At 73.7% G+C, this 22,636-nt stretch carries 17 protein-coding genes and 1 pseudogene; 14 read left to right on the top strand and 4 right to left on the bottom strand.

Annotated elements, in window-relative coordinates; genetic code table 11:
* Window positions 1-5 precede the first annotated feature (5 nt).
* Both ACFYXS_RS10215 and ACFYXS_RS10220 read left to right on the top strand, forming a co-directional pair.
* Window positions 6-1,118, top strand: coding sequence for an ABC transporter ATP-binding protein (locus ACFYXS_RS10215; RefSeq protein ID WP_389245962.1), 1,113 nt, complete (start codon window positions 6-8; stop codon window positions 1,116-1,118).
* Window positions 1,119-1,183: 65 nt separating this feature from the next.
* A complete protein-coding gene (locus tag ACFYXS_RS10220; RefSeq protein ID WP_389245964.1) occupies window positions 1,184-2,965 on the top strand; it encodes an HAD-IA family hydrolase in 1,782 nt (593 codons plus the stop codon).
* 31 nt (window positions 2,966-2,996) lie between these two features.
* Here the strand turns inward: ACFYXS_RS10220 and ACFYXS_RS10225 are convergent, their stop codons facing one another.
* Both ACFYXS_RS10225 and ACFYXS_RS10230 read right to left on the bottom strand, forming a co-directional pair.
* Window positions 2,997-4,835 (bottom strand): bifunctional serine/threonine-protein kinase/glutamate ABC transporter substrate-binding protein, encoded by a 1,839-nt coding sequence (locus tag ACFYXS_RS10225; RefSeq protein ID WP_389245966.1) that lies wholly within the window; start codon window positions 4,833-4,835, stop codon window positions 2,997-2,999.
* Window positions 4,836-4,951: 116 nt separating this feature from the next.
* Window positions 4,952-5,935, bottom strand: a complete 984-nt coding sequence (locus tag ACFYXS_RS10230; protein WP_389245968.1) for a TAXI family TRAP transporter solute-binding subunit — start codon at window positions 5,933-5,935, stop codon at window positions 4,952-4,954.
* Window positions 5,936-6,065: 130 nt separating this feature from the next.
* On the opposite strand from ACFYXS_RS10230, the pseudogene ACFYXS_RS10235 reads away from it, so the two are divergent.
* From ACFYXS_RS10235 to ACFYXS_RS10250, 4 genes and pseudogenes are all read left to right on the top strand, one after another.
* Window positions 6,066-6,952 (top strand): annotated as a pseudogene (locus ACFYXS_RS10235) (MBL fold metallo-hydrolase).
* 36 nt (window positions 6,953-6,988) lie between these two features.
* Window positions 6,989-8,497, top strand: coding sequence for a tRNA (N6-isopentenyl adenosine(37)-C2)-methylthiotransferase MiaB (miaB, locus tag ACFYXS_RS10240; protein ID WP_389245970.1), 1,509 nt, complete (start codon window positions 6,989-6,991; stop codon window positions 8,495-8,497).
* A 51-nt stretch (window positions 8,498-8,548) separates the two neighbouring features.
* On the top strand, window positions 8,549-8,872 hold the full coding sequence (locus ACFYXS_RS10245; RefSeq protein ID WP_389245971.1) for a hypothetical protein: 324 nt from the start codon (window positions 8,549-8,551) through the stop codon (window positions 8,870-8,872).
* 25 nt (window positions 8,873-8,897) lie between these two features.
* Window positions 8,898-9,602: a class III extradiol dioxygenase subunit B-like domain-containing protein gene (locus ACFYXS_RS10250; RefSeq protein WP_389245973.1), complete on the top strand. Its 705-nt coding sequence runs from the start codon at window positions 8,898-8,900 to the stop codon at window positions 9,600-9,602.
* Here ACFYXS_RS10250 and ACFYXS_RS10255 read toward each other — a convergent pair.
* Window positions 9,599-9,814 (bottom strand): antitoxin, encoded by a 216-nt coding sequence (locus ACFYXS_RS10255; protein ID WP_389245975.1) that lies wholly within the window; start codon window positions 9,812-9,814, stop codon window positions 9,599-9,601. The genes ACFYXS_RS10250 and ACFYXS_RS10255 overlap by 4 nt on opposite strands.
* 106 nt (window positions 9,815-9,920) lie before the next feature.
* Here ACFYXS_RS10255 and miaA point away from each other — a divergent pair, with 106 nt between their 5' ends.
* From miaA to hflX, 6 genes are all read left to right on the top strand, one after another.
* Window positions 9,921-10,871: a tRNA (adenosine(37)-N6)-dimethylallyltransferase MiaA gene (miaA, locus tag ACFYXS_RS10260; protein ID WP_389245977.1), complete on the top strand. Its 951-nt coding sequence runs from the start codon at window positions 9,921-9,923 to the stop codon at window positions 10,869-10,871.
* A gap of 97 nt (window positions 10,872-10,968) precedes the next feature.
* Complete coding sequence (locus tag ACFYXS_RS10265) at window positions 10,969-11,436, top strand: hypothetical protein (protein ID WP_389246868.1); 468 nt, start codon at window positions 10,969-10,971, stop codon at window positions 11,434-11,436.
* 16 nt (window positions 11,437-11,452) lie between these two features.
* Window positions 11,453-12,331, top strand: coding sequence for a diaminopimelate epimerase (gene dapF, locus ACFYXS_RS10270; RefSeq protein WP_389245979.1), 879 nt, complete (start codon window positions 11,453-11,455; stop codon window positions 12,329-12,331).
* Between the two features lie 153 nt (window positions 12,332-12,484).
* Entirely contained in the window at window positions 12,485-14,617 is a 2,133-nt protein-coding gene (locus tag ACFYXS_RS10275) for a RelA/SpoT family protein (protein WP_389245981.1), read from the top strand.
* A gap of 71 nt (window positions 14,618-14,688) precedes the next feature.
* Window positions 14,689-16,257: a M1 family metallopeptidase gene (locus ACFYXS_RS10280; protein ID WP_389245983.1), complete on the top strand. Its 1,569-nt coding sequence runs from the start codon at window positions 14,689-14,691 to the stop codon at window positions 16,255-16,257.
* A gap of 147 nt (window positions 16,258-16,404) precedes the next feature.
* Complete coding sequence (gene hflX, locus ACFYXS_RS10285) at window positions 16,405-17,907, top strand: GTPase HflX (protein ID WP_389245986.1); 1,503 nt, start codon at window positions 16,405-16,407, stop codon at window positions 17,905-17,907.
* Between the two features lie 70 nt (window positions 17,908-17,977).
* Here hflX and ACFYXS_RS10290 read toward each other — a convergent pair whose 3' ends face one another.
* Window positions 17,978-19,165, bottom strand: a complete 1,188-nt coding sequence (locus tag ACFYXS_RS10290) for a trypsin-like serine peptidase (RefSeq protein WP_389245988.1) — start codon at window positions 19,163-19,165, stop codon at window positions 17,978-17,980.
* A gap of 224 nt (window positions 19,166-19,389) precedes the next feature.
* On the opposite strand from ACFYXS_RS10290, the gene ACFYXS_RS10295 reads away from it, so the two are divergent.
* Both ACFYXS_RS10295 and ACFYXS_RS10300 read left to right on the top strand, forming a co-directional pair.
* Window positions 19,390-20,775: a diaminobutyrate--2-oxoglutarate transaminase family protein gene (locus ACFYXS_RS10295; RefSeq protein ID WP_389246870.1), complete on the top strand. Its 1,386-nt coding sequence runs from the start codon at window positions 19,390-19,392 to the stop codon at window positions 20,773-20,775.
* 67 nt (window positions 20,776-20,842) lie between these two features.
* Window positions 20,843-22,624, top strand: coding sequence for an IucA/IucC family protein (locus tag ACFYXS_RS10300; protein ID WP_389245990.1), 1,782 nt, complete (start codon window positions 20,843-20,845; stop codon window positions 22,622-22,624).
* Window positions 22,625-22,636: the final 12 nt, after the last annotated feature.

The raw sequence follows: 22,636 nt of genomic DNA on the forward strand, positions 1-22,636 counted from the left end.
ACACCATGACCGACACCGTCCCCGCCCCGCCCACCGACGCCGCCCCGCGCACCGCGGGCGGCGCCACCGTCGAGTTCCGTGCGCTGCGCCGGTCCTTCGACACCACCACCGCCCTGGACGGGCTGGACCTGACCGTGCAGCCCGGCGAACTGCTCGCCCTGCTGGGCCCGTCCGGTTGCGGCAAAACCACCGCGCTGCGCATGCTCGCGGGCTTCGAGCACCCCGACTCCGGTCAGGTCCTCGTCGACGGCAAGGACGTCACCTCGACCCCGGCGCACCGCCGCGACGCCGGCATGGTCTTCCAGTCCTACAGCCTCTTCCCGCACCTGAGCGCCGCCGACAACGTGGCCTTCGGGCTGCGCATGCGCAAGGTCGGCACCGCCGAGCGCCGCAGGCGCGCCGCCGAACTGCTGGAGCTCGTCGGCCTGCCGAGCCACGCCGACCGCTTCCCGCACCAGCTCTCCGGTGGTCAGCAGCAGCGTGTGGCACTCGCCCGCGCCCTGGCGCTGCGGCCGCGCGTGCTGCTGCTGGACGAGCCGCTGAGCGCCCTGGACGCCAAGGTGCGCACCAACCTCCGCGAGGAGATCCGCCGCCTGCAGCTGGAACTCGGCATCACCACACTGTTCGTGACGCACGACCAGGAGGAGGCGCTGTCCATGGCCGACCGCGTCGCCGTCATGAACGCCGGCCGCCTGGAGCAGTGCGCCGCCCCCGCCGAGCTGTACGACCGCCCGGCGACCGCCTTCGTCGCCGAGTTCGTCGGCACCAACAGCCGGATCCCGGGCCGCCTGGCCGACGACGGGTACGTCGAGGTCCTGGGCCGCCGGCTGCCCGCCGAGAGCGGCACCGCCGACGGTTCCCACGGTTCCGGGGGCCGCGAGGTCGACGTGCTGGTGCGTCCCGAGGCGGTGACCGTGTCCGCCGACCCCACCGGCGACGCGCACGTCGTGGCGACCGCCTTCCTCGGCGCGGTGACCCGGGTGACCGTCCGGCTCTCCGACGGCACCGACGTCAAGGCCGACCTGCCCAGCACCGCCGCCGCCGCGCTGCCGCCCGGCGCGTCCGTCTCCCTGACCCTGCCCGACCGCCCCGTCCTGGTGGCCGCGCGCGCCGCCTGACCCCGATCCCGACCCCGCCCCGATCGCACCGCCCATCCCCCCACACCCCGTTGAAAGAGAGTTCCGTGACCCACCCACCGACCCACCCGCTCAATGCCGTTCTGTTCGACATGGACGGCACGCTCGTCGACACCGAGGAGCTGTGGTGGGAGGCGGTCGAGCAAGTGGCCGCCGGGTTGGGGCACGTGCTCGGCGACGCCGATGTGACCGAGGTCCTCGGCCGCGCCGTCGAGCACACCGCCGCACATCTGGTGAGCACGACCGGGACGGCGACCCGCGCCGACGAGCTGGCCGCCGTCCTGCACCGCGAGTTCGCGACCCGGGTCCGGGTCCGTACGGTCCCGCGCCCCGGTGCGATCGAACTGCTCGACGAACTGGCCCGGCACGCCGTCCCCATCGCGCTTGTGTCGGCCTCGCCCCGTGAGGTCGTCGACATCGTCCTCGACGTCCTCGGCCGGGACCGCTTCGCGGTCTCCTTCACCGCCGACGACACCGAGCGCACCAAGCCCGCCCCCGACCCCTACCTCGCCGCGGCCCACGCCCTGGGCGCCGACCCGGCCTCCTGCGTCGCCGTCGAGGACACCCCGACCGGCGTCGCCTCCGCCGAGGCCGCCGGCTGCCGGGTGCTCGCCGTGCCCTCGCTGGCGCCGATCGCGCCCGGTCCCGGACGCATGGTGCTCAGCAGCCTGGAGCAGGCCGGCATCACGGTGCTGCGGGACCTGGTCCGCCGTGCACCGTCCTTCCTGGTGCCCGCCTTCACCACCCGCGCCGCCCGGGTCGGCGAGCCCTTCCGCGCCACCGTGGCCGGCCTGCTGCGCGGCGCCCCCGTGACGTACGCGATGGGCGCCGGCCCGGCCTGGGCCGAGGTCACCGCCGACGGCACGGTCACCGGCACACCCGACGCGCCCGGCGAGGCCGAGGTCACCGTCACCGCCACCGACGACACCGGGCGCACCGCCTCCGTCACCGTCCGGGTGCCGGTCGCCGCGGCCGGCGAGCCCCTGGTGCGCAGGCTGCGCGTCATGACCTGGAACCTGTGGCTCGGCGGCACCAGGGTCGACGACCACCGCGACAAGCAGCTGCGCGTCCTGCTGGACGCGGACGCCGACGTCGTCGGCCTTCAGGAGACCCTCACCCACTCCGCCAAGGAACTGGCCGAGGCACTCGGCTGGGACTACCACCAGGCCGGCGACAACCTCGGCGTCATCAGCCGCTACCCGATCGTCTCCCGCCACGGCCTGCCCGCGACCCCGTTCTACGGCGGCCTCGGCGCGACCGTACGCCTCGACGCGGACCACGACGTCACGGTGTGGAGCGCGCACCTGAACTACACGCCCTACGGCCCCTACGACGCCCTCCACGACCGGCTGCCGGTCGAGGCGCTGGCCGCGCGCGAGGAGTCCTCGGGCCGTCTCGGCGAGATCCGCCACATCCTGCACGACATGGCCGGCGACCTCGCCGCCCGCGATACCACTCCGGTGCTGCTGGTCGGGGACTTCAACGTCCCCTCCCACCTGGACTGGACCGCCGGGGCGGCCCCGCTGCACGGCGGCCGCGGCCCGATGCCCTGGCCGGTCACCCTGGAGGCCGAGGCGGCGGGCCTGCGCGACTCCTACCGCGACGCCCACCCCGACCCGGTGCGCGACCCGGGCACCACCTGGTCACCGGTCAACCCCGAGCCCGAACCGCAGGACCGGATCGACTTCGTGCTCTACGCGGGCAGCGGGCTGGAGGTCCTGGACTCCACGACGCTCGTCACCGGCGACCCCCGTCCCGAGCCCGATGTCGCGGGCAACGCGTGGCCCTCCGACCACGCCGCCGTCGTCACCACCTTCGCGCTGCGCTGATCCGCGCGGGCCGCCCGGGGGCAGCGCACGGTCAGGCGCACTCCTCCATCTCCTCGGGCGGCCGCTGGTCCGCGAGCTGCTGCGGGGTGAGCGGCTTGAGGTGCTTGATGTACGACGCCTGCCAGGCACCCGAGGTGATCTCGTCCTGGATCGCGTCGCATATGGCGTGCTTCAGCGCGGGCTCGTTCTTCTGGATGCCCACGCCGTACTCCTCGCTTCCGAACGGCACCCCCAGCAGGCGCAGTTGCTCGGGGTGCTGGGCCCGGTAGCCGGCCAGGATGATGTCGTCGGTGGAGACGGCGTCGACCCGGCCGGTCAGCAGCTCGTCGACGCAGATCCCGTACGAGGCCTGCTGGTCGGTCTTTATCAACGGGAACTGCTTCCCGAGGCGCTCGGCGGGAGTGGAGTCGGTGACCGTGCACACCTTGCGGCCGAACAGGTCCTGCGCGCCGTGGATGGGCGAGTTCGTGCGCACCAGGAAGTCCTGTGCGGCCTGGTAGTACGGGCCCGCGAAGTCGACCTGCTCCTTGCGCTCCGGCGTGATCGAGTAGCTCGCCACTATCAGATCGACCTGACCGGCCTTCAGGCGGTACTCCCGCGACTGGGTGTCCACGACCGTGAACTCGACGCGCTGGAAGCCCAGATGGCGGGCGATCGCCCGGGCCAGATCGATGTCGAAGCCCTCGTAGCCGCCCTTGGCGGTCGACGAGGCCTGACTCAGTCCCGGCTGGTCCTTCTTGACGCCGACCAGCAGATAGCCGCGCGCACGGGCCGCCTGGTACGTCGGGGAGCCCCCCAGCTTCGGCCCGCTGCCGTCCCGCAGCCCGTCGGTGGCGAACCAGCCGGCCGCCGCGAGCACCACCAGTCCGACGCCGCCCGCCAGCAGCGCGCGCCAGCGCCGCCACGCGAGGCGCCCGCCGGGCCGGGGCGCCGGCACGGCGCCCCCCTCCGCGGACGGGTCCGTGAGCGGCTCCGGGACGTGTGCCGCCGACTCGGTGGCCTGCGGGTCGTAGTCGGTATGGACGGGCAGGGGGAACTGCGGGGTCTCCTGCGCCACGTGCTGCAGCAACTGCTCGGCGCGCTGTGCCGTCATCCGCGCCCCGGGGTCCTTGACCAGCAGCCCGTCGACCAGCGGGCGCAGCGGCCCGCCGTGCGCCATCGGCGGCGGCTCCGAGGTGCGCACGGCCTCCAGCACCTCGTACGGCGTCGGCCCCCGGAAGGGCGCCCTGCCCTCGACCATCTCGTACAGCGTGACGCCCAGCGACCACAGGTCGGAGGCGGGCGTCGGGGGCTGCCGGTTGGCCACCTCCGGGGCGAGGTACTGCGGGGTGCCCACGGTCTCGTGCAGCCGCGTCACCTGGGCCGCGCCCTCGAAGGTGGCGATGCCGAAGTCCATCAGCACGGCACGGCCGTCGCGCCGGAAGAGGATGTTGTGCGGCTTCACGTCCCGGTGCAGCACACCGGCCGCGTGCACCGCGCGCAGACCCCGCAGCACCTCCAGCCCGATCCGCGCCGCCTGGAGCGCCGGCAGCCGGCCCCGCTCGCGCAGCTGGTCGGCCAAGGAGTGCGGGTTGACCTGCTCCATGACGATCCAGACCTGGCCCTCGGCCTCTATCACGTCGTGCACCGCGACCACGTGCTCGTGCCCGATCCGGGCGATCGCCTGCGCCTCCCGGCGCGCCCGCTCCACCCACTGCGCCTGCGTCTCCGGGTCCAGCGCCCCGCGGAACAGCAGCTCCTTGACGGCGACCTGACGGCCGAGCCGGTTGTCGTACGCCTCCCAGACCACGCCCATGCCGCCGCGCCCGAGCTGCCGTCGCAGTTCGTAGCGGCCGTCGATGAGGGTCTCCGGAATACCCTCAGTGCTCATGCCTGTGCCCCCATCGGTCCGTGGTCGGCTACAGGTTATGGGGCGGCGACAGGGATGAACATCGGCCCCGGGGAAGGGAGATGATCACATGTCGGACGGAACGCCGCTTACCGGGCCTACGGCTTCACCGAGCGGTAGTAGCGCTCGGCCCCCGCGTGCAGCGGCAGCGGGTCGGTGAAGACGGCGGTCCGCAGATCCACCAGCTGCGCGGCGTGCACCTCCTGGCCGATCCGGTCCCGGCTGTCGATGACCGTCCTGGTGAGCCGTTCCACCAGCCCGGTGTCCTGCCGGTCCGTGGTGATCAGCAGGTTGGCCACGGCGATCGTCTGCACCGCCTGCCCGCCCTCGATCATCGGGTAGGCGTCCGCGGGCATGACGGCCTGCCGGTAGTAGCCGGACTCGTCGTCCCCGGAGTGCAGGGCGGTCACCAGGTCGCCGAGCTGGACCAGCTTGACGTCGGACCTCTCCGCCAGATCCGTCACGGCCTTCGTCGGCAGTCCGCCCGACCAGAAGAACGCGTCCAGCTTGCCCTCGCGCAGCAGCTGGGGCGCCGTGTCGATGCCGACCGGCTCCCGGCGCACGTCCTTCTCGTGCCCCAGGCCCGCCGCGGTGAGCAGCCGCCGCGCTATCAGGTTCACCCCGGAACTGGGCTGCCCCACCCCGACGCGCAGCCCCCGCAGGTCCTTCGCCGACCGCACCTCGGAGTCGGCGGGCACCACCAGCTGCATGTAGTCGTCGTACAGCCGCGCGCACGCCCGCAGCCGTCCGGCCCCCTCGCCCCGGTAGTCCGCGACGGCGTCGGCCGCCGCGATCGCGAAGTCCGCCTGCCCGGTGGCCACCCGCCGCACGTTGTCCACCGACCCCTCGGACGGCACGAGCCGCACCCGCACGCCCGGCAGATCGGTGCGCAGGTAGGGCTGGAGCCGCTTGCCGTAGGTCTCGTAGACGCCGTTGCGCGACCCGGTCGAGAACGACACGGCCCCGGTCGGGTACGACGGGCCCTCCGCGGGCAGCAGCCACCACACCAGCAGCGCCGTCGCCGCGGCAGCCGCCAGCACCGCCTGCACGACCCGGCGCCTGCCGATACGGGGAACCTCCATCCGGGCGATACTGCCAGCCGCCTCCCGCCCTGGCCAGCGCCCGCCGCCGGCGCCGGGGCGCCCGCGGTGGCCGGGGCGTCGTTACGCTCGGAGGACGACCGCGTCCCGCCCGTCGTACCGGAGGCACCGGATGCACACCTCGGCCGCCTGGGACCTCGGCGGCCTCGTCGTCCGCCGGGTCGACGAGACCGCCCTGCCGCCGTCGACCGGGGCGCGGCTGCTCCCCGGGGCCACCCCGGACGTCGTGACCGCCGTGCCCTGGCTGCTTCCCGACTTCGCCCGGCAGGACGGCACGCTGCGGCTGCACAGCCACACGTTCGCCTGGCGGGGGACGGGCTGAACGTCCTGGTGGACACCGGCATCGGCAACGGGAAACCGCGCGACGACCCGGCCTGGGACCGGCTGGACACCGCCTACCTGCTGCGCCTGGCCGGCGCGGGGTTCCCGCCCGAGGAGGTCGACCTGGTGATCCTCACCCACCTGCACACCGACCACGTGGGCTGGAACACCCGCGACGACGGCGGCGGATGGGTCCCCACCTTCCCCAACGCGCGCCACGTCGTCTCGCGCGCCGAGTGGGACCACTGGGCCGGCCCGGCGGCGGACGCGGCCCACCGGCAGGTTCTCCGTGACTCGGTGCACCCGGTGCGCGACGCCGGGCTGCTCGACCTGGTGGACGTCGGCGACGGGCCCGCCGAGCCCGCCCCCGGGATCCGGCTGCTGCCGGTGCCGGGCCACACCCCGGGACAGGTGGCCGTCGAGGTGCGGGGCGCCGGCCGGACCGCCGTGATCGGCGCCGACAGCGTGCACCATCCCGTGCAGATCGCGCGGCCCGGCCTCACCAGCCCCACCGACACCGACCCCGCGCTGTCCGTCCGCAGCCGCCGCGCACTGCTCGACCGCCTGGCCGGCACGGGGACGCTGCTCCTGGGCACGCACTTCCCGCCGCCCACCGCCGGGACGGTCGTCCCGGACGGGAACGCGCACCGCCTCGTACCCGTCCCGGGGGGAACGTGAGCGCGAGCGCCTCCGGCGCCCCCTTACCCTGGTTGGGTGCAGCGTGAAGAGCAGGGTGTGAAGAGCTACGAGATCCGCACCTACGGGTGCCAGATGAACGTCCACGACTCCGAACGGCTGGCAGGCCTCCTGGAGGCGGCCGGCTACGTTCGCGCGCCCAAGGACGCCGACGGCACGGTGTCCGCGGACGTCGTGGTCTTCAACACCTGCGCGGTGCGCGAGAACGCCGACAACCGCCTGTACGGCAACCTCGGCCGCCTCGCCCCGTACAAGGCGGCCCGCCCGGGCATGCAGATCGCCGTCGGCGGCTGCCTGGCGCAGAAGGACCGCGACACGATCGTGAAGAAGGCCCCCTGGGTCGACGTCGTCTTCGGCACCCACAACATCGGCAGCCTGCCGGTACTGCTGGAGCGCGCCCGGGTCGCCGAGGAGGCCCAGGTCGAGATCGCCGAGTCGCTGGAGACCTTCCCCTCCACCCTGCCGACCCGGCGGGAGTCCGCGTACGCGGCCTGGGTGTCCATCTCGGTGGGCTGCAACAACACCTGCACCTTCTGCATCGTCCCGGCGCTGCGCGGCAAGGAGAAGGACCGCCGCCCCGGCGACATCCTCGCCGAGGTCGAGGCCCTGGTCGCCGAGGGCGTCGTCGAGGTCACGCTGCTCGGCCAGAACGTCAACGCGTACGGCTCCGACATCGGCGACCGCGAGGCCTTCAGCAAGCTGCTGCGCGCCACCGGCGCGATCGACGGCCTGGAGCGCGTCCGCTTCACCTCCCCGCACCCGCGCGACTTCACCGACGACGTGATCGCGGCCATGGCCGAGACCCCGAACGTGATGCACCAGCTGCACATGCCGCTGCAGTCCGGCTCCGACACGGTGCTGCGCGCCATGCGCCGCTCGTACCGGCAGGACCGCTACCTCGGCATCATCGAGAAGGTGCGCGCCGCCATGCCGGACGCCGCCATCTCCACCGACATCATCGTGGGCTTCCCCGGCGAGACCGACGAGGACTTCGAGCAGACGCTGCACGTGGTGCGCGAGGCCCGGTTCGCCCAGGCCTTCACCTTCCAGTACTCCAAGCGCCCCGGCACCCCCGCCGCCGAGATGGACGGCCAGGTGCCCAAGGCCGTCGTGCAGGAGCGGTACGAGCGCCTGGTCGCGCTCCAGGAGGAGATCTCCTGGGAGGAGAACAAGAAGCAGGTCGGCCGGACCCTGGAGATCCTGGTCGCCGAGGGCGAGGGCCGCAAGGACGACGCCACGCACCGCCTGTCCGGCCGCGCCGGCGACAACCGCCTGGTGCACTTCGCGCCGCCGGCGGAGCCCGTGCGCCCCGGTGACATGGTGACCGCCGAGATCACCTACGCGGCGCCGCACCACCTGCTCGCGGAGCGCCCCGCCCTCGCCGTCCGCCGCACCCCGGCCGGCGACGCCTGGGAGCGCCGCACCACGGCCGCGGCCGCCCAGCCCGCGGGCGTCATGCTCGGGCTGCCGACGATCGGCGTCCCGGCGCCGATGCCCGCGGCCTCGCCGGGCTGCGCCACCCACTGACCGGGCGGGGGCCCGGCGGGTGCACACCACAGGAATCCGAGGGGGGACGGCATGAGCCGTTGGGGACTGTTCGTCGAGGAGACCGCCGGCAGCGGCGAGGGCAGGCGGTGGGAGTTCGACCTCCTCGGCCATGCCGACGGCAGCCGTGAGGACGCGCTGCGCGCCCTGGAGCGCACGGCGCAGGCCTTCCGGCCCCGGAAGCCGTTGAGCGTGCGGCGCAGCTGGACGTACCGCACCGGGGACGGTCTGCTGCAGGTCAACGAGGGCATGACCACGACCTACATCTGCCGCTTCACGGTGGCCGAGCTCATCGCCGACAGCAAGGACGCCTCGGTGGCGGCCACGCCCCGGGACCGTGTGCCCGAGGGGTACTGAGCCGGCGCGCGTTAGGCTTCCGATCATGCTGGTCGCCGCCGCCGTTTGCCCCTGCCCGCCGCTGCTCGTTCCCGAGGTCGCCTCGGGCGCGTCCGCCGAGCTGGACACCCTGCGCGCCGCCTGCGCCGACGCGCTGGCCGTGGTCGCCGCGGCCCGCCCTGACCTGCTGGTCGTGGTCGGCGCGGTCGCTACGGGGGAGAGTTCCCACGTCTGGGAGGGCGGCGGCACCGGGTCGCTGCGCCCGTACGGGGTGAACCGCGCGGTGCGCCTGGGCGACGGCTCGGACCCCGAGCCGCTGGCGCCGGCGCTGGTGGTCGCGGCCGCACTGCTGGACGACACGCGCCTGGCCGCGCCCCTGCACGGGTGCGCGGTGCCCGAGGACGCCCCGGCCGGCCGCATGCTGGAGCTGGGCCGAGGTCTGGCGGAGCTGGCCGACCGCGTCGCGCTGCTCGTCATGGGCGACGGCAGCAACTGCCGCACCCTCAAGGCCCCCGGCTACCTGGACGACCGCGCCGAGGCCTTCGACGCGTCCGTCGCACGCGCGCTGGGCGCCGCCGACACGGCGGCACTGGCCGAGCTGGACGCGGGGCTGGCGGGTGAGCTGCAGGCCGCGGGACGCGCGCCGTGGCAGGTCCTGGCCGGGGCGGGGGAGCAGGCCGGACTCGGCGGCGCGCTGCTCTACGACGAGGCGCCCTACGGCGTGGGCTACTTCGTCTCGGTCTGGTCCTAGTCCCGCTTGTCCTTCATCTGACCCAGGGCGCCCTTGGTCTTGTCCACGCCCGTGTCGATCTTGCTGCTGTACTTGTGCTTGGTCTTCTCGTCGACCGTGTGCGCGACCTTGTCGAGCTTGGACTCGATCGCGTCCCCGTGGCGTTCCACGAAATCCCCGGCCTTGGCCCTGGCCTGTTCGGCCTTGGCCTTCAACGTGTCCATGAGGCTCATGGCTCACCGTCCCCTGCGTGGAATGGCCTGAAATGACCTTTTCTGTTTGATGATGCTACTCGTCCGGGGGTGAATCCGCCCCGCCGGGATTTGCGAAACTGTGCACGTGAAGAACGACGCCCCCCACGTGATCGCCGTCGTCGGCCCCACGGCCGCCGGCAAGTCCGACCTCGGTGTCGCCCTGGCCCGGGCCCTGGACGGTGAGGTGATCAACGCCGACTCCATGCAGTTGTACCGAGGCATGGACATCGGCACCGCCAAGCTCGCCGAGGACGAGCGGCACGGCGTCCCGCACCATCTCCTGGACATCTGGGACGTCACGCAGGCGGCCAGCGTGGCCGAGTACCAGCGCCTGGCCCGGGCCGAGATCGACCGTCTGCTGGCGGCCGGGCGCAGCGCCGTCCTCGTCGGCGGCTCCGGTCTCTACGTGCGCGCCGCGATCGACGCCCTGGACTTCCCCGGCACCGACCCCGATGTGCGGGCCCGTCTGGAGGCCGAGCTGGAGGAGCGGGGCTCCGGGCCGCTGCACGCCCGTCTGGCCGCGGTCGACCCCGAGGCGGCGCGCGCGATCCTGCCCAGCAACGGGCGGCGCGTGGTGCGGGCCCTGGAGGTCGTGGAGATCACCGGCCGCCCCTTCACGGCGAACCTGCCCGACGCCCACTCCAAGGGGTCGGTCTACGACACCGTCCAGATCGGCGTCGACGTCCCGCGCCCCGAGCTCGACGAGCGGATCGCGCTGCGGGTCGACCGCATGTGGGACGCCGGGCTGGTCGGCGAGGTGCGGGCGCTGGAGGCCGCCGGCCTCCGCGAGGGGCGGACCGCCTCCCGGGCGCTCGGCTACCAGCAGGTTCTCGCCGCATTCCTGGGCGCCTGCACCGAGCAGGAGGCGCGCGACGAGACCGTGCGTGCCACCAAACGCTTCGCGCGCCGTCAGGATTCGTGGTTCCGCCGGGACCGCCGTGTGCACTGGCTCGGCGGCCGCGGAGAGGAACTGGTGACCCAGGCGCTCGCCCTGTTCGGCCCGGCCCGGCCCAGCGGTCACAGCCTGATCACGTGATGGCATCGGGACGCCCCAGCGGCACTTGACGCCACTTCGAGCGTGCCATCATCGAGCATCGGGCTACGATGTCGGACTCTTTGGAGGGCGCGTGGCGATGGAAGCCGGCCCTCGCAACGGACCGCAACCGGAGCAGGTGGAGGGTGCCGCGGACGCGGAACACGACCGCCTCGTGGTCGACGGACCCCTGGAGGACCCGCTCGACGCACAGACCCTCGCGGAGGAGGAGCAGTCCTTCCGTGAGCTGCGCCCCGAGCGCCGTCTGCGCGTGTGGCAGATCGCCCCGATCGTCGCCCTGGGCGCGCTCGGCTCGCTGATGTTCGCCTTCCCGCTGGCCTTCGAGACCGGCGACGGCGGTGCCGTCGTCGCCATGCTCGGCTTCCTGCTGGGCTGCTGCGCGGCCGGCTGGGGCCTGATGGCCGCCCGCAGGGTCGGTTACACGTGGCCGGGCCTGCCCGCCCGCGGCTCCGAACGGCGCCCCGACTGGCGCTACCTCGCCCTGTACGCGGCCGTGATCGTCGTGCTGGCGCTGCTGGCCTTCTGGCGCGTCGCCCGCCTGCGCTGACCCGTAGGATCGGTGCATGACCACCGCCGCACCGCAGGGCCTGCCGTTCCTCAAGGGGCACGGTACGGAGAACGACTTCGTGATCGTCCCCGACCACGACGGGGAGCTGGACCTGACCGCCGCCATGGTCGCCCGGTTCTGCGACCGCCGGGCCGGGATCGGCGCGGACGGCGTGCTGCGGGTGGTCCGCTCCGCGAAGCACCCCGAGGCCGCGGCCATGGCCGCGGAGGCCGAGTGGTTCATGGACTACCGCAACGGCGACGGCACCATCGCCGAGATGTGCGGCAACGGCGTCCGGGTCTTCGCCCGCTACCTGGAGCGGGCCGGATTCGCCGAGGCCGGTGACCTCCCGATCGCCACCCGTGCCGGAGTGCGGCGGGCGCACCTCGCCAAGAACGGCGACGTCACCGTGGACATGGGACGTGTCGTGCTGCCCGAGGGCGGCGTCGAGGTCTTTGTCGGCGAGCGCCGCTGGCCGGCCCGCAACGTGAACATGGGCAACCCGCACGCCGTCGCGTTCGTCGACGATCTCGCCGAGGCCGGCGACCTGCTGACGTCCCCGGTCTGGGAGCCCGCCGCGGCCTACCCGGACGGCGTGAACGTCGAGTTCGTGGTCGACCGCGGCCCCGGTCACGTCGCCATGCGGGTCCACGAGCGCGGCTCCGGCGAGACCCGGTCCTGCGGCACGGGTGCCTGCGCCGTCATGGTCGCCGCGGCCCGCCGTGACGGGCTCGACCCGGCCGTGACGGGTCGTCCGCAGACCTACACCGTGGACGTGCCCGGTGGGCGCCTGTCCGTCACCGAACACCCGGACGGCACAGTCGAGATGACCGGACCGGCGGTCATCGTCGCCACGGGCGTGATCGACCCGGCGTGGCTGCACGAGGGCGCATAAGCATACCCGTCCTCCGGGGTGTTCATTCGCTCGAACGGGTGATGCCGATCACGCTGGGCGAGAGCGTGGCAGCGGCACGTGATGGGCTCGGTAGCATCAAGCACCGGCACGGAAGCCATCCCGCCGCCGGTCGACGCTGCCGGAGGTGCCCGTATGAGCCCAGACAACGCAGTGGAAGCCGCCCCGAACTCCGAGGGGCGCAGGCGCATCCCGCGGGCGGCGGACCTGCGCCGGCTGGGGCGTGCGGCCCTGCTCGGTCCCGGGGGCCGGGGGCGGGTGCCGGACGCGATCGAGCACATCGCCAAGGTGCACCGCCTGCGACACCCCGGTGCCGACCTCGCCATCCTGCGCAAGGCGTACGAGCTCGCCGAGTCCTCGCACCGCGGCCAGATGCGCAAGAGCGGTGAGCCGTACATCACGCACCCGCTCGCGGTGACCCTCATCCTGGCCGAACTCGGTGCGGAGACCACGACCTTGACGGCCTCGCTCCTCCACGACACCGTCGAGGACACCGATGTGACGCTGGACCAAGTACGTGAGGAGTTCGGCGAGGAGGTGCGCTTCCTGGTCGACGGGGTCACCAAGCTGGAGAAGGTCGACTACGGGGCCGCGGCCGAGCCCGAGACCTTCCGCAAGATGCTGGTCGCCACCGGCAACGACGTCCGCGTGATGTCGATCAAGCTCGCCGACCGGCTGCACAACATGCGCACCCTCGGCGTCATGCGCCCCGAGAAACAGGCGCGCATCGCCAAGGTCACCCGTGACGTGCTCATCCCGCTCGCCGAACGCCTCGGCGTCCAGGCGCTGAAGACCGAGCTGGAGGACCTGGTCTTCGCCATCCTGCATCCCGAGGAGTACAGCCGCACCACCGATCTGATCCTCGAACACGCCGCCCTGCCCGACCCGTTGTCCGCCGTCGCCGAGGACGTGCGCCGGGTGCTGCGGGACGCCGGCATCGGCGCCGAGGTCGACGTCCGGCCGCGGCACGTGGTGTCGGTGCACCGCGTGGCGCTCAAGCGGGGCGGCGCGCAGCCCGGCGGCAGCGACTTCGGCCGTGTACTGATCCAGGTCACCGAGGACGCCGACTGCTACGCCGTGCTCGGTGAGCTGCACACCTGCTTCACCCCGGTCGTCGCGGAGTTCAAGGACTTCATCGCGGCCCCGAAGTTCAACCTCTACCAGTCGCTGCACACCGCCGTCCGCGACACCGACGGCCGCATCGCCGAAGTCCTCATCCGCACCCGGCAGATGCACCTTGCCGCCGAGGCCGGCGTGATCGCGCTGGGCAATCCGTACACGGCGGGCGAGGCCGCCGAGGGCGCCGACGGCGAGCGTGTCGACCCGACCCGGCCCGGCTGGCTCGCCCGGCTGCTGGACTGGCAACGCGACGCCCCCGACCCGGACTTCTTCTGGAGCACCCTGCGCGACGAGCTCGCCCAGGACCGGGAGATCACCGTCTTCTCCGCCGACGGCGGCACGGTGGGGCTGCCGGACGGCGCCACGTGCACCGACGCCGCCTACGCCCTGCACGGCGAGGCCGCCCACGCCGTCGTCGGCGCGCGGGTCAACGGCCGGCTCGCGCCGCTGCGCACTCCCTTGAAGGACGGCGACACCCTGCAACTGCTCATGGCCCACAACACCGGCGGCGAGGCCTCAGGACCGTCGCCGGACTGGCTGGAGCACGCCCGTACCCCCGCCGCCCGCATCGCCATCAGCCGGTGGCTGGAGGCCCACCCGGCGGCCGGCGCCGACGAGCAGCCGGCCACGCCCGCCGTCCGCGCCGCCGGGACGCTCACGCGCCGTACGGCCGACCCGCTCGCGGAGGCCGCCGACACCGACCCGCCCGGCGGCACCGTGCGGATGGCCCGCTGCTGCACACCCGTGCCGCCCGACGGGATCACCGGCTTCGTCATCCGCGGCGGCACGGTGGCCGTGCACCGCGCCGGTTGCCCGGTCAGCGCCCGCATGGTCGACTCCGGCCGCGCCCCGGTCGCCGTCCGCTGGCGCCACGACGCCCCCGGCGCGGGCCACCGCGCCACGCTGTACGCCGAGGCGCTGGGCCGTCCGCGACTGCTCGCCGACCTGACCGAGGTCATCGCCGGCCAGGGTGTCGCCATCGTCTACGCCGCCGTGGAGCCCCCGCAGGAGCACCGGGTACGCCACACGTACACCGTGGAACTGCCCGACCCGGGATCGCTGTCCGCCCTGATGCGCGCCATGCGCGCCGTGCCCGGGGTCTACGACGTGTACCGCGCCCAGGGCGCCGTGGCCACTCCACAGGTCTGAGGACTACCCGATCGGGTGGGGTGCTGACGCGCCGCCACCTGCGGGGCACGGTGCGCTGATACCGATGTCCCATGATCGGATCCTTTGCGCGCCGCGGCGCCCTCACCGCGGCCGCGGTGATCGCGCTCACTGCGGCGGGACTGCCCGGCGGCGACACGACCTCCAACGGTATCGGCGACCGGCTCTACCCCGAGCTCGGGAACCCCGGGTACGACGTCCACGACTACGACATCTCGTTCACCTACCACGGCAACAACCGGCCGTTGAGCGCCGTCACCCGCATCGACGCGCTCGCCACCGACACCCTGGAGAGCTTCCACCTCGACTTCGCCCGGGGCACCGTGAGCTCGGTCGAGGTCAACGACCGGCCCGCCCGGTTCACCACCGAGCGCGAGGAACTGGTCGTCACCCCGTTCGTCCCCGTCCCCGTGGGCGGCCGGATGGAGATCACCGTCGTCCACACCAGTGATCCCACCACCAAGGACGACAGCGGCTGGATCCCCACCAAGGACGGGCTGGTCATGGCCAACCAGGCCAGCGCCGCCCACACCGTCTTCCCCTGCAACGACCACCCCTCGGACAAGGCGCGGTTCGCCTTCCACGTCACCGCTCCCAAGGACCTCACGGTCGTCGCCAACGGCATGCCCGAGCCCTCGCTCACCCGGGGCGCCACCACCACGTGGACCTATCGCACGGCCCACCCCATGGCCACCGAGCTCGCCCAGGTCTCCATCGGGCACAGCGCCGTCCTGCACCGCACGGGGCCGGGCGGCCTGCCGCTGCGCGACGTCCTGGACGCCGCCGACCCGGAGCGGGCGGTGCTGGAGAAGCGGCTGGCGCTGACCGCGGACCAGATCGCGTGGATGGAGCAGCAGGTCGGCCCGTTCCCCTTCGAGACGTACGGCATCCTCAGCGCCAACACGATCACCGGGTTCGAGCTGGAGACGCAGACCCTGTCGCTCTTCGAGCGCCGCGTCCTGCTGGCCCGCGAGGCCGACGCCACGCCGGTGATGGTGCACGAGCTGGCCCACCAGTGGTTCGGCGACAGCGTGAGCCCCGCGACCTGGTCCGACCTGTGGCTGAACGAGGGCCACGCCACCTGGTACCAGTGGCGCTACGGCGCCGAGAAGTACCACGAGTACACCCTGGACAAGCTCGCCAGGAGCGCCTACGAGATCGACGGCGAACTGCGCCGCGCCGGCGGCCCGCCGGCCCACCCGCTCGTGCCCGGCAACCCCGGAGCGCAGGCCAAGCTCAGCATCTTCCGCGGCAACGTCTACTTCAGCGGGGCGCTGGCCCTCTACGCGCTCCGCCAGGAGATCGGCGCCGACGTCTTCCAGGAGCTGGAGCGCGCCTGGGTCACCCGGCACCGCGACGGTGTCGCCTCGACCGGCGACTTCATCGAGCTGGCCTCCGAGACCGCGGGCCGCGACCTCGGTCCCTTCCTGCGGGCCTGGCTGTACGGGCCCACCACCCCGCCGATGCCGGGCCACCCCGACTGGAAGTCGGCCCCCGCCGGACCGGGACCCCAGGCCGGCCCGCACGCCCAGTCCCACGGCCACTCCCACGGCAGCCCGCACGCCGGCCCGCACGGCGCACACCGCTCCGGGGCCGCACCCGCGCCCGCGAAAGTCGCGTGACCGGGCGGCGACCGGCGTGCGACCATCTACCTACGGCGACGCCGCCGCGGCCCGGCCGGGGGAATCTCCCGGTCCCGCCGGACGTTGTGGCCTGTGTGCGGGGCGTGAGCGCCGCGCACATCGATTCCTCTCCGAGCAAAGGATCCAATGACCTCCTCTTCTTCCTCTTCGAGCTCTGCAAGCAGCCGCCAGCGCCTCCCCGAGAGCCTTCGGGCCGACGCCCTGATGGAAGAGGACGTCGCCTGGAGTCACGAGATCGACGGGGAGCGTGACGGCGAACAGTTCGACCGTTCGGAACGTGCCTCTCTGCGCCGTGTGGCGGGTCTGTCCACCGAGCTGGAGGACATCACCGAGGTCGAGTACCGACAGCTCCGCCTGGAGCGGGTCGTGCTCGTCGGTGTCTGGACGGACGGCACCGTCCGCGACGCGGAGAACTCCCTCGCGGAGCTCGCCGCCCTCGCCGAGACCGCGGGCGCCCTCGTCCTCGACGGCGTCATCCAGCGCCGCGACAAGCCGGACCCGGCCACCTACATCGGCTCCGGCAAGGCGCAGGAACTGCGCGCCATCGTGATGGAGAGCGGCGCCGACACCGTGGTCTGCGACGGTGAGCTCAGCCCCGGCCAGCTCATCCACCTGGAAGACGTCGTCAAGGTCAAGGTGGTCGACCGGACCGCGCTGATCCTCGACATCTTCGCCCAGCACGCCAAGAGCCGTGAGGGCAAGGCCCAGGTCTCGCTCGCGCAGATGCAGTACATGCTGCCGCGCCTGCGCGGCTGGGGTCAGTCGCTGTCCCGGCAGATGGGTGGCGGTGGCTCCGGCTCCTCGGGCGGCGGCATGGCCACCCGTGGTCCCGGTGAGACCAAGATCGAGACCGACCGGCGGCGCATCCGCGAGAAGATGGCCAAGATGCGCCGGGAGATCGCGGAGATGAAGACCAGCCGCGACCTCAAGCGCCAGGAGCGCAAGCGCCACAAGGTGCCCTCGGTGGCGATCACCGGTTACACCAACGCCGGCAAGTCCTCACTGCTCAACCGGCTCACCGGTGCGGGCGTCCTGGTGGAGAACGCGCTGTTCGCCACCCTGGACCCGACCGTGCGCCGGGCGGAGACCCCGAGCGGCCGGCTCTACACGCTGGCCGACACCGTCGGTTTCGTGCGGCACCTGCCGCACCACCTGGTCGAGGCCTTCCGCTCCACCATGGAGGAGGTCGCCGACGCCGACCTCATCGTGCACGTGGTGGACGGCTCGCACCCGAACCCGGACGAGCAGCTCGCCGCGGTCCGCGAGGTCTTCCGCGACGTCGGCGCGATGGACGTGCCCGAGATCGTGGTGATCAACAAGGCCGACGCGGCCGACCCGGTGGTGCTGCAGTCGCTGCTGCGCCGCGAGAAGCACTCCATCGCGGTGTCCGCCCGCACCGGGCGCGGCATCCAGGAGCTGCTGGCGATGATCGACGACGAGCTCCCGCGGCCCGCCGTCGAGATCGAGGCCCTGGTGCCGTACACCCGCGGCGCGCTCGTCGCCCGGGTGCACTCCGACGGCGAGGTGCTCTCCGAGGAGCACACCGGCGACGGCACGCTGCTCAAGGCCCGCGTCCACGACGAGCTGGCCGCGGAACTCGAGCCGTTCGCGCTCGCCGCGCGCCGCTGAGCAGGCCAGTACGACGCCGCAGGGCCCGCCCCCTCCATGGGGCGGGCCCTGCGGCGTCTCCTGCCGGGCGCTATCCGCGCACGCCGTCGAAGATCGTCTCGGCCTCGCGGCCCAGGTGCGGTCCGGCCAGCCACCGGGGGCTGTCCTGCGGCCCGATCGAGGTGTTGCTGACCAGCGCGAGCCTGCCGTCCGGCTCCTTGGCGAACCAGCCGCCGCCCGAGGCGCCGGCCGTCATCGTGCAGCCGAGCCAGTGCATGGTCGGCGCGCCCTTGGTCAGTGCCAGCCGCACCGGGTCGCCCGCGCAGTGGTACTGCTGGTAGCCGTAGCCGTCGAAGGGCGCCGCCGCCGGGTAGCCGCGGACGTCCATGGAGTCGATGCCGGCCGAGGTGGGCGCGTCGAACCAGACCGGCACAGAGGCGCCGACCGTCTCCTCCAGGGACGTCGTGGAGTCCGGGTTGGTCACCTTCAGCACCGCGAAGTCGTACGGGTAGGCCGAGCTGGTCTCCGAGGACTCGCCGCCCCCGTCGATCCACTGCTGCGAGGTGCCGGCCTTCGTCGCCCACCAGGTGCCGTACGGGGCGAGCTGGTCCTTGGTGGCGTTCTGCAGTGCCGAGCCGCTCAGGCCCCCGTCGTTGAAGGAGGGCACGAAGACGATGTTGCGGTACCAGCCGCCCGCGGCGCCCGCGTGCACGCAGTGGCCGGCCGTCCACACCAGGTTGCTCTTGCCGGGGTTCGCCGGGTCGCTCACCACGGTCGCCGAGCAGACCGCCTGGCCGTCGGGCATGTCGAAGAGCAGCTTGCCGGTCGCCGGTGAGGCGTCGTGGAACGGGGTCGCCAGCCGCTGCGCCCTGATCGGGGCGGGCTCGGGGTCGGTGGTGCCGTCGTCCGCCTGCCGGACGTCGGCCGTCTGCTCGTCGTCCGGGGTCCCGTCGGCCTTGCGGAGCCGGTCGGCGTCCCAGAGGTCCTTGATGATGGGGTTGATGAAGTCGGCCGCGTCCCGCAGCCACTTGTCCTTGTCCCAGTCCTTCCAGCCGCCGTTCTGCAGCGCGTCCGCCCACTTGTCCAGGTCGTCGAGGCTGGTGGGAAGGGTGGTGGGTAGGTCGGTGGGCAGCTGGAGCCCGCTGTCGTCGGACGACGCGGCCGCCGTGGGGCTGGGCTTGGCATCGGCGTTGTCGTCGGACCCGCCACAGGCGGTCATCGTGACGGCGAGCAATGCGGCCGCTGTCGCCGCCACGGTCAACCGGCGTATCGATGGCATCGGTTGCGATCCCCCTGTTGTGAACATGTCGGTTGCTCGCTGAAGGGCAATGCCCAACTGTGCCCACTCCTGGACGTCGTATGCCCCGGGAAGAGGGACGGCAAGGGCCGGGCGGACGGTTCCGGCGCGAGATCTCCCGCACAGACAGTTGCCGTGCGCGTGTGCCGTCGTTGGTAGCTGCGGGGACGCAGCACCCGACACCGAGGAGTGAGCACGTGGCCGCCATGCCGAGCGCACCGGACCGACTGGCGGTGCACGAGGAGGACTTCGGCGACGCCGAGGGCATCCTGCGACGGCAGTCGCTGCGCGAGTCGGCGGCGCGCACCTACGCCCGTTCACTGCCGGTCGTGCCCGTGCGCGCCCACGGGATGACCATCGAGGCCGCCGACGGCCGCCGTTACCTCGACTGCCTCTCCGGCGCGGGCACCCTCGCGCTCGGCCACAACCACCCGGTCGTGGTGGAGGCCATCCGCGCCGTCCTGGACTCCGGGGCCCCGCTGCACGTGCTGGACCTGGCCACGCCCGTCAAGGACGCCTTCACCACCGCCCTGTTCGAGACGCTGCCCCGCGAACTCGCCGAGCACGCGCGGGTGCAGTTCTGCGGCCCGGCCGGCACGGACGCCGTCGAGGCCGCCCTCAAGCTCGTACGCACCGCCACCGGACGCGACGGCCTGCTCGCCTTCTCCGGCGGATACCACGGCATGACGGCCGGCGCGCTGGCCGTCACCGGCGACACCGCCGTACGGGGCGTGGCGGGGGGCGGCGCCGATGCCGGTGTGACCCGGCTCCCGTACCCGTACGCCTACCGCTGCCCGTTCGGCGTCGGCGGCGAGCAGGGCGCCGAACTGTCGGCCCGGCTGACGGAGAGTCTGCTCGACGACCCCAAGGGCGGCATCCGGCCACCCGCCGGGATGCTCCTCGAACCGGTCCAGGGCGAGGGCGGGGTCATCCCCGCCCCCGACGCCTGGCTGCGCCGCATGCGCGCCGTGACCCGGGCCCGCGGCATCCCCCTCATCGCCGACGAGGTGCAGACCGGCGTCGGCCGGACCGGGGCCTTCTGGGCCGTCGACCACAGTGGTGTGGTGCCGGACGTGATGGTGCTGGCCAAGGCCATCGGCGGCAGCCTGCCGCTCGCCGTCGTCGTCTACCACGAGGACCTCGACGTCTGGCGGCCCGGCGCCCACGCCGGCACCTTCCGCGGCAACCAGCTCGCCATGGCCGCGGGCACCGCCACCCTCACCCATGTGCTCCGCGAGGGCCTGGCGGCGCGCGCCGCCGCCCTGGGAGCGCGCATGCTCGCCCGGCTGCGCGACCTCGCCGCGGCCCACCCCTGCGTCGGGGACGTCCGGGGGCGCGGTCTCATGCTCGGCGTCGAACTCGTCGACCCCGAGGGCACCGCCACCGTCCACGGAGTCCCGCCGGCCGCACCCCGGCTGGCCGCCGCCGTCCGCGGCGCCGCCCTCGACCGCGGCCTCATCGTCGAACTCGGCGGGCGCGACGCGAGCGTTGTCCGTCTGCTGCCTCCGCTCACCATGACCGACGAGCAGGCCGAGGCCGTCCTCGACCGTCTGGCCGACGCCCTGACGGCGGCCACCGCGAGCCGGACGTGAATCCCCTCGTGACCCCGGACGCCGCCGGCCCCGCGCGCCGCCACGCCGACCCCTCAGGAGCCATCGCATGACCGCACGCTTCGCCGTCGGGAGCCCGCCCACGGTCCCCCCGCAGGCCCGGCACGAGGAGTCCGGCGACCCGTACGCCGTCGCCGACGCGGCCGGTACCGAAGCCCTGCTGCGGTGCTGGGTACGGGAGACGGGCCTGCCGGCACCGCGGGGCGGCACCCTGTGCGTGCCGCTGCCCGCGACCGGCACCGAACTGCGGGTGCCGGTCCTCCACTGGTCGCCCACCGGGCACCACCTCTTCGGGCCCCCGCGCCTGGCCGCCGCGGGCCAGGCCGTCGGCGCGGTGACCCTCGCGGCTCTGCTCGCCCGGGAGGCGGCCGCCCCCGGGCCCGACGGCGCCGACCTGGTGACGCGGGTCGCGGACTCCGTCCGCCGGACCGCGGCGATCGTCGCCGAGCGCCGGGCACGCCCGGCCGCGCCGCCCGGCACGATCCCGTTCCTCGACGCCGAGCAGGCCCTCGTCCTCGGCCACCCCCTGCACCCCACGCCGAAGAGCCGCGAAGGAGTCGGCGAGGCCGAATCCGCCGCCTACGCGCCTGAACAGCGCGGACGCTTCGCCCTGCACTGGGCGGCGGTGGACCGCGCGGTCCTGGCCGACGACTCCGCGTGGACCGAGCGCGGGCGCACCGTGCCGGCCCCCCTGCTGATGGCCCGCCTGGCGGGCCCCGACGTCGTCCGGCGGCTCCCGCCCGGCACCGTGCCGCTGCCGCTGCACCCCTGGCAGGCCCGCGACCTCGGGCACCGTCCCGACGTGCGGGCGCTGCTGGAGGCCGGCCTGCTGCACGACCTCGGCACGGCGGGCGAGCCGTGGTACCCGACGTCCTCCGTGCGCACGGTCCTGCGGCCCGGCACGGCCGCGATGCTCAAGCTCTCCCTGGCGGTACGCATCACCAACTCCCGCCGCGAGAACCTCCGCAAGGAGCTCCACCGGGGCGTCGAGGTGCACCGTCTGCTGCGAGCCGGCCTCGCCGAACGCTGGCACCTGGCCCACCCGGGCTTCGACATCGTGCGCGACCCGGCCTGGCTCGCCGTCGACGCCCCGGACGGCGGCGCGCCCGTCCGCGGCCTCGACGTCGTCGTACGGCACAACCCCTTCGGGCCCGTCGACGACGTGGCCTGCGTCGCCGGCCTCACCGCGCCGCGGCCGGCGCCCGACGGCGGACCGGGCATGGCCTCGCGCCTCGCCGAACTCGTAGGGGCCCTGGCGGCACGCAGCGGACGGCCCGCCGCGGCGGTGTCGGCGGAGTGGTTCCTGCGCTACCTCGACGCGGTCGTGCGCCCGGTGCTGTGGCTCGACGGCGAGGCCGGCATCGCCCTGGAGGCCCACCAGCAGAACACCCTCGTGGCGCTGGACGCCCACGGCTGGCCGGCCGGCGGCCGCTACCGCGACAACCAGGGCTACTACTTCCGCGAGAGCGCCCGCACGGCCCTGGAGGCGTGCCTGCCCGGCGTCGGCGCCGTGAGCGACACCTTCGTCCCCGACACCGTCGCCGACGAGCGCCTCGCCTACTACCTCGGCATCAACAACGTCCTCGGCCTCATCGGGGCCTTCGGCTCCCAGCGCCTCGCCGACGAGCGGGTGCTGCTGGCCGCCTTCCGCGGCTTCCTCGGCAAGGCTGCCGCCGGCGGCCGCTCCCCGCTGCCGGCACACCTGCTGGAGGCGCCGGAGCTGCGGTGCAAGGCCAACCTGCTCACCCGGCTGCACGGCCTGGACGAACTCGTCGGCCCCGTCGACACCCAGTCCGTGTACGTCACCGTCCCCAACCCCCTCCGCGGCTGACCGCGGAGGCCA

This window comes from Streptomyces sp. NPDC002574 (genome assembly GCF_042889545.1).
GTDB lineage: Bacteria > Actinomycetota > Actinomycetes > Streptomycetales > Streptomycetaceae > Actinacidiphila.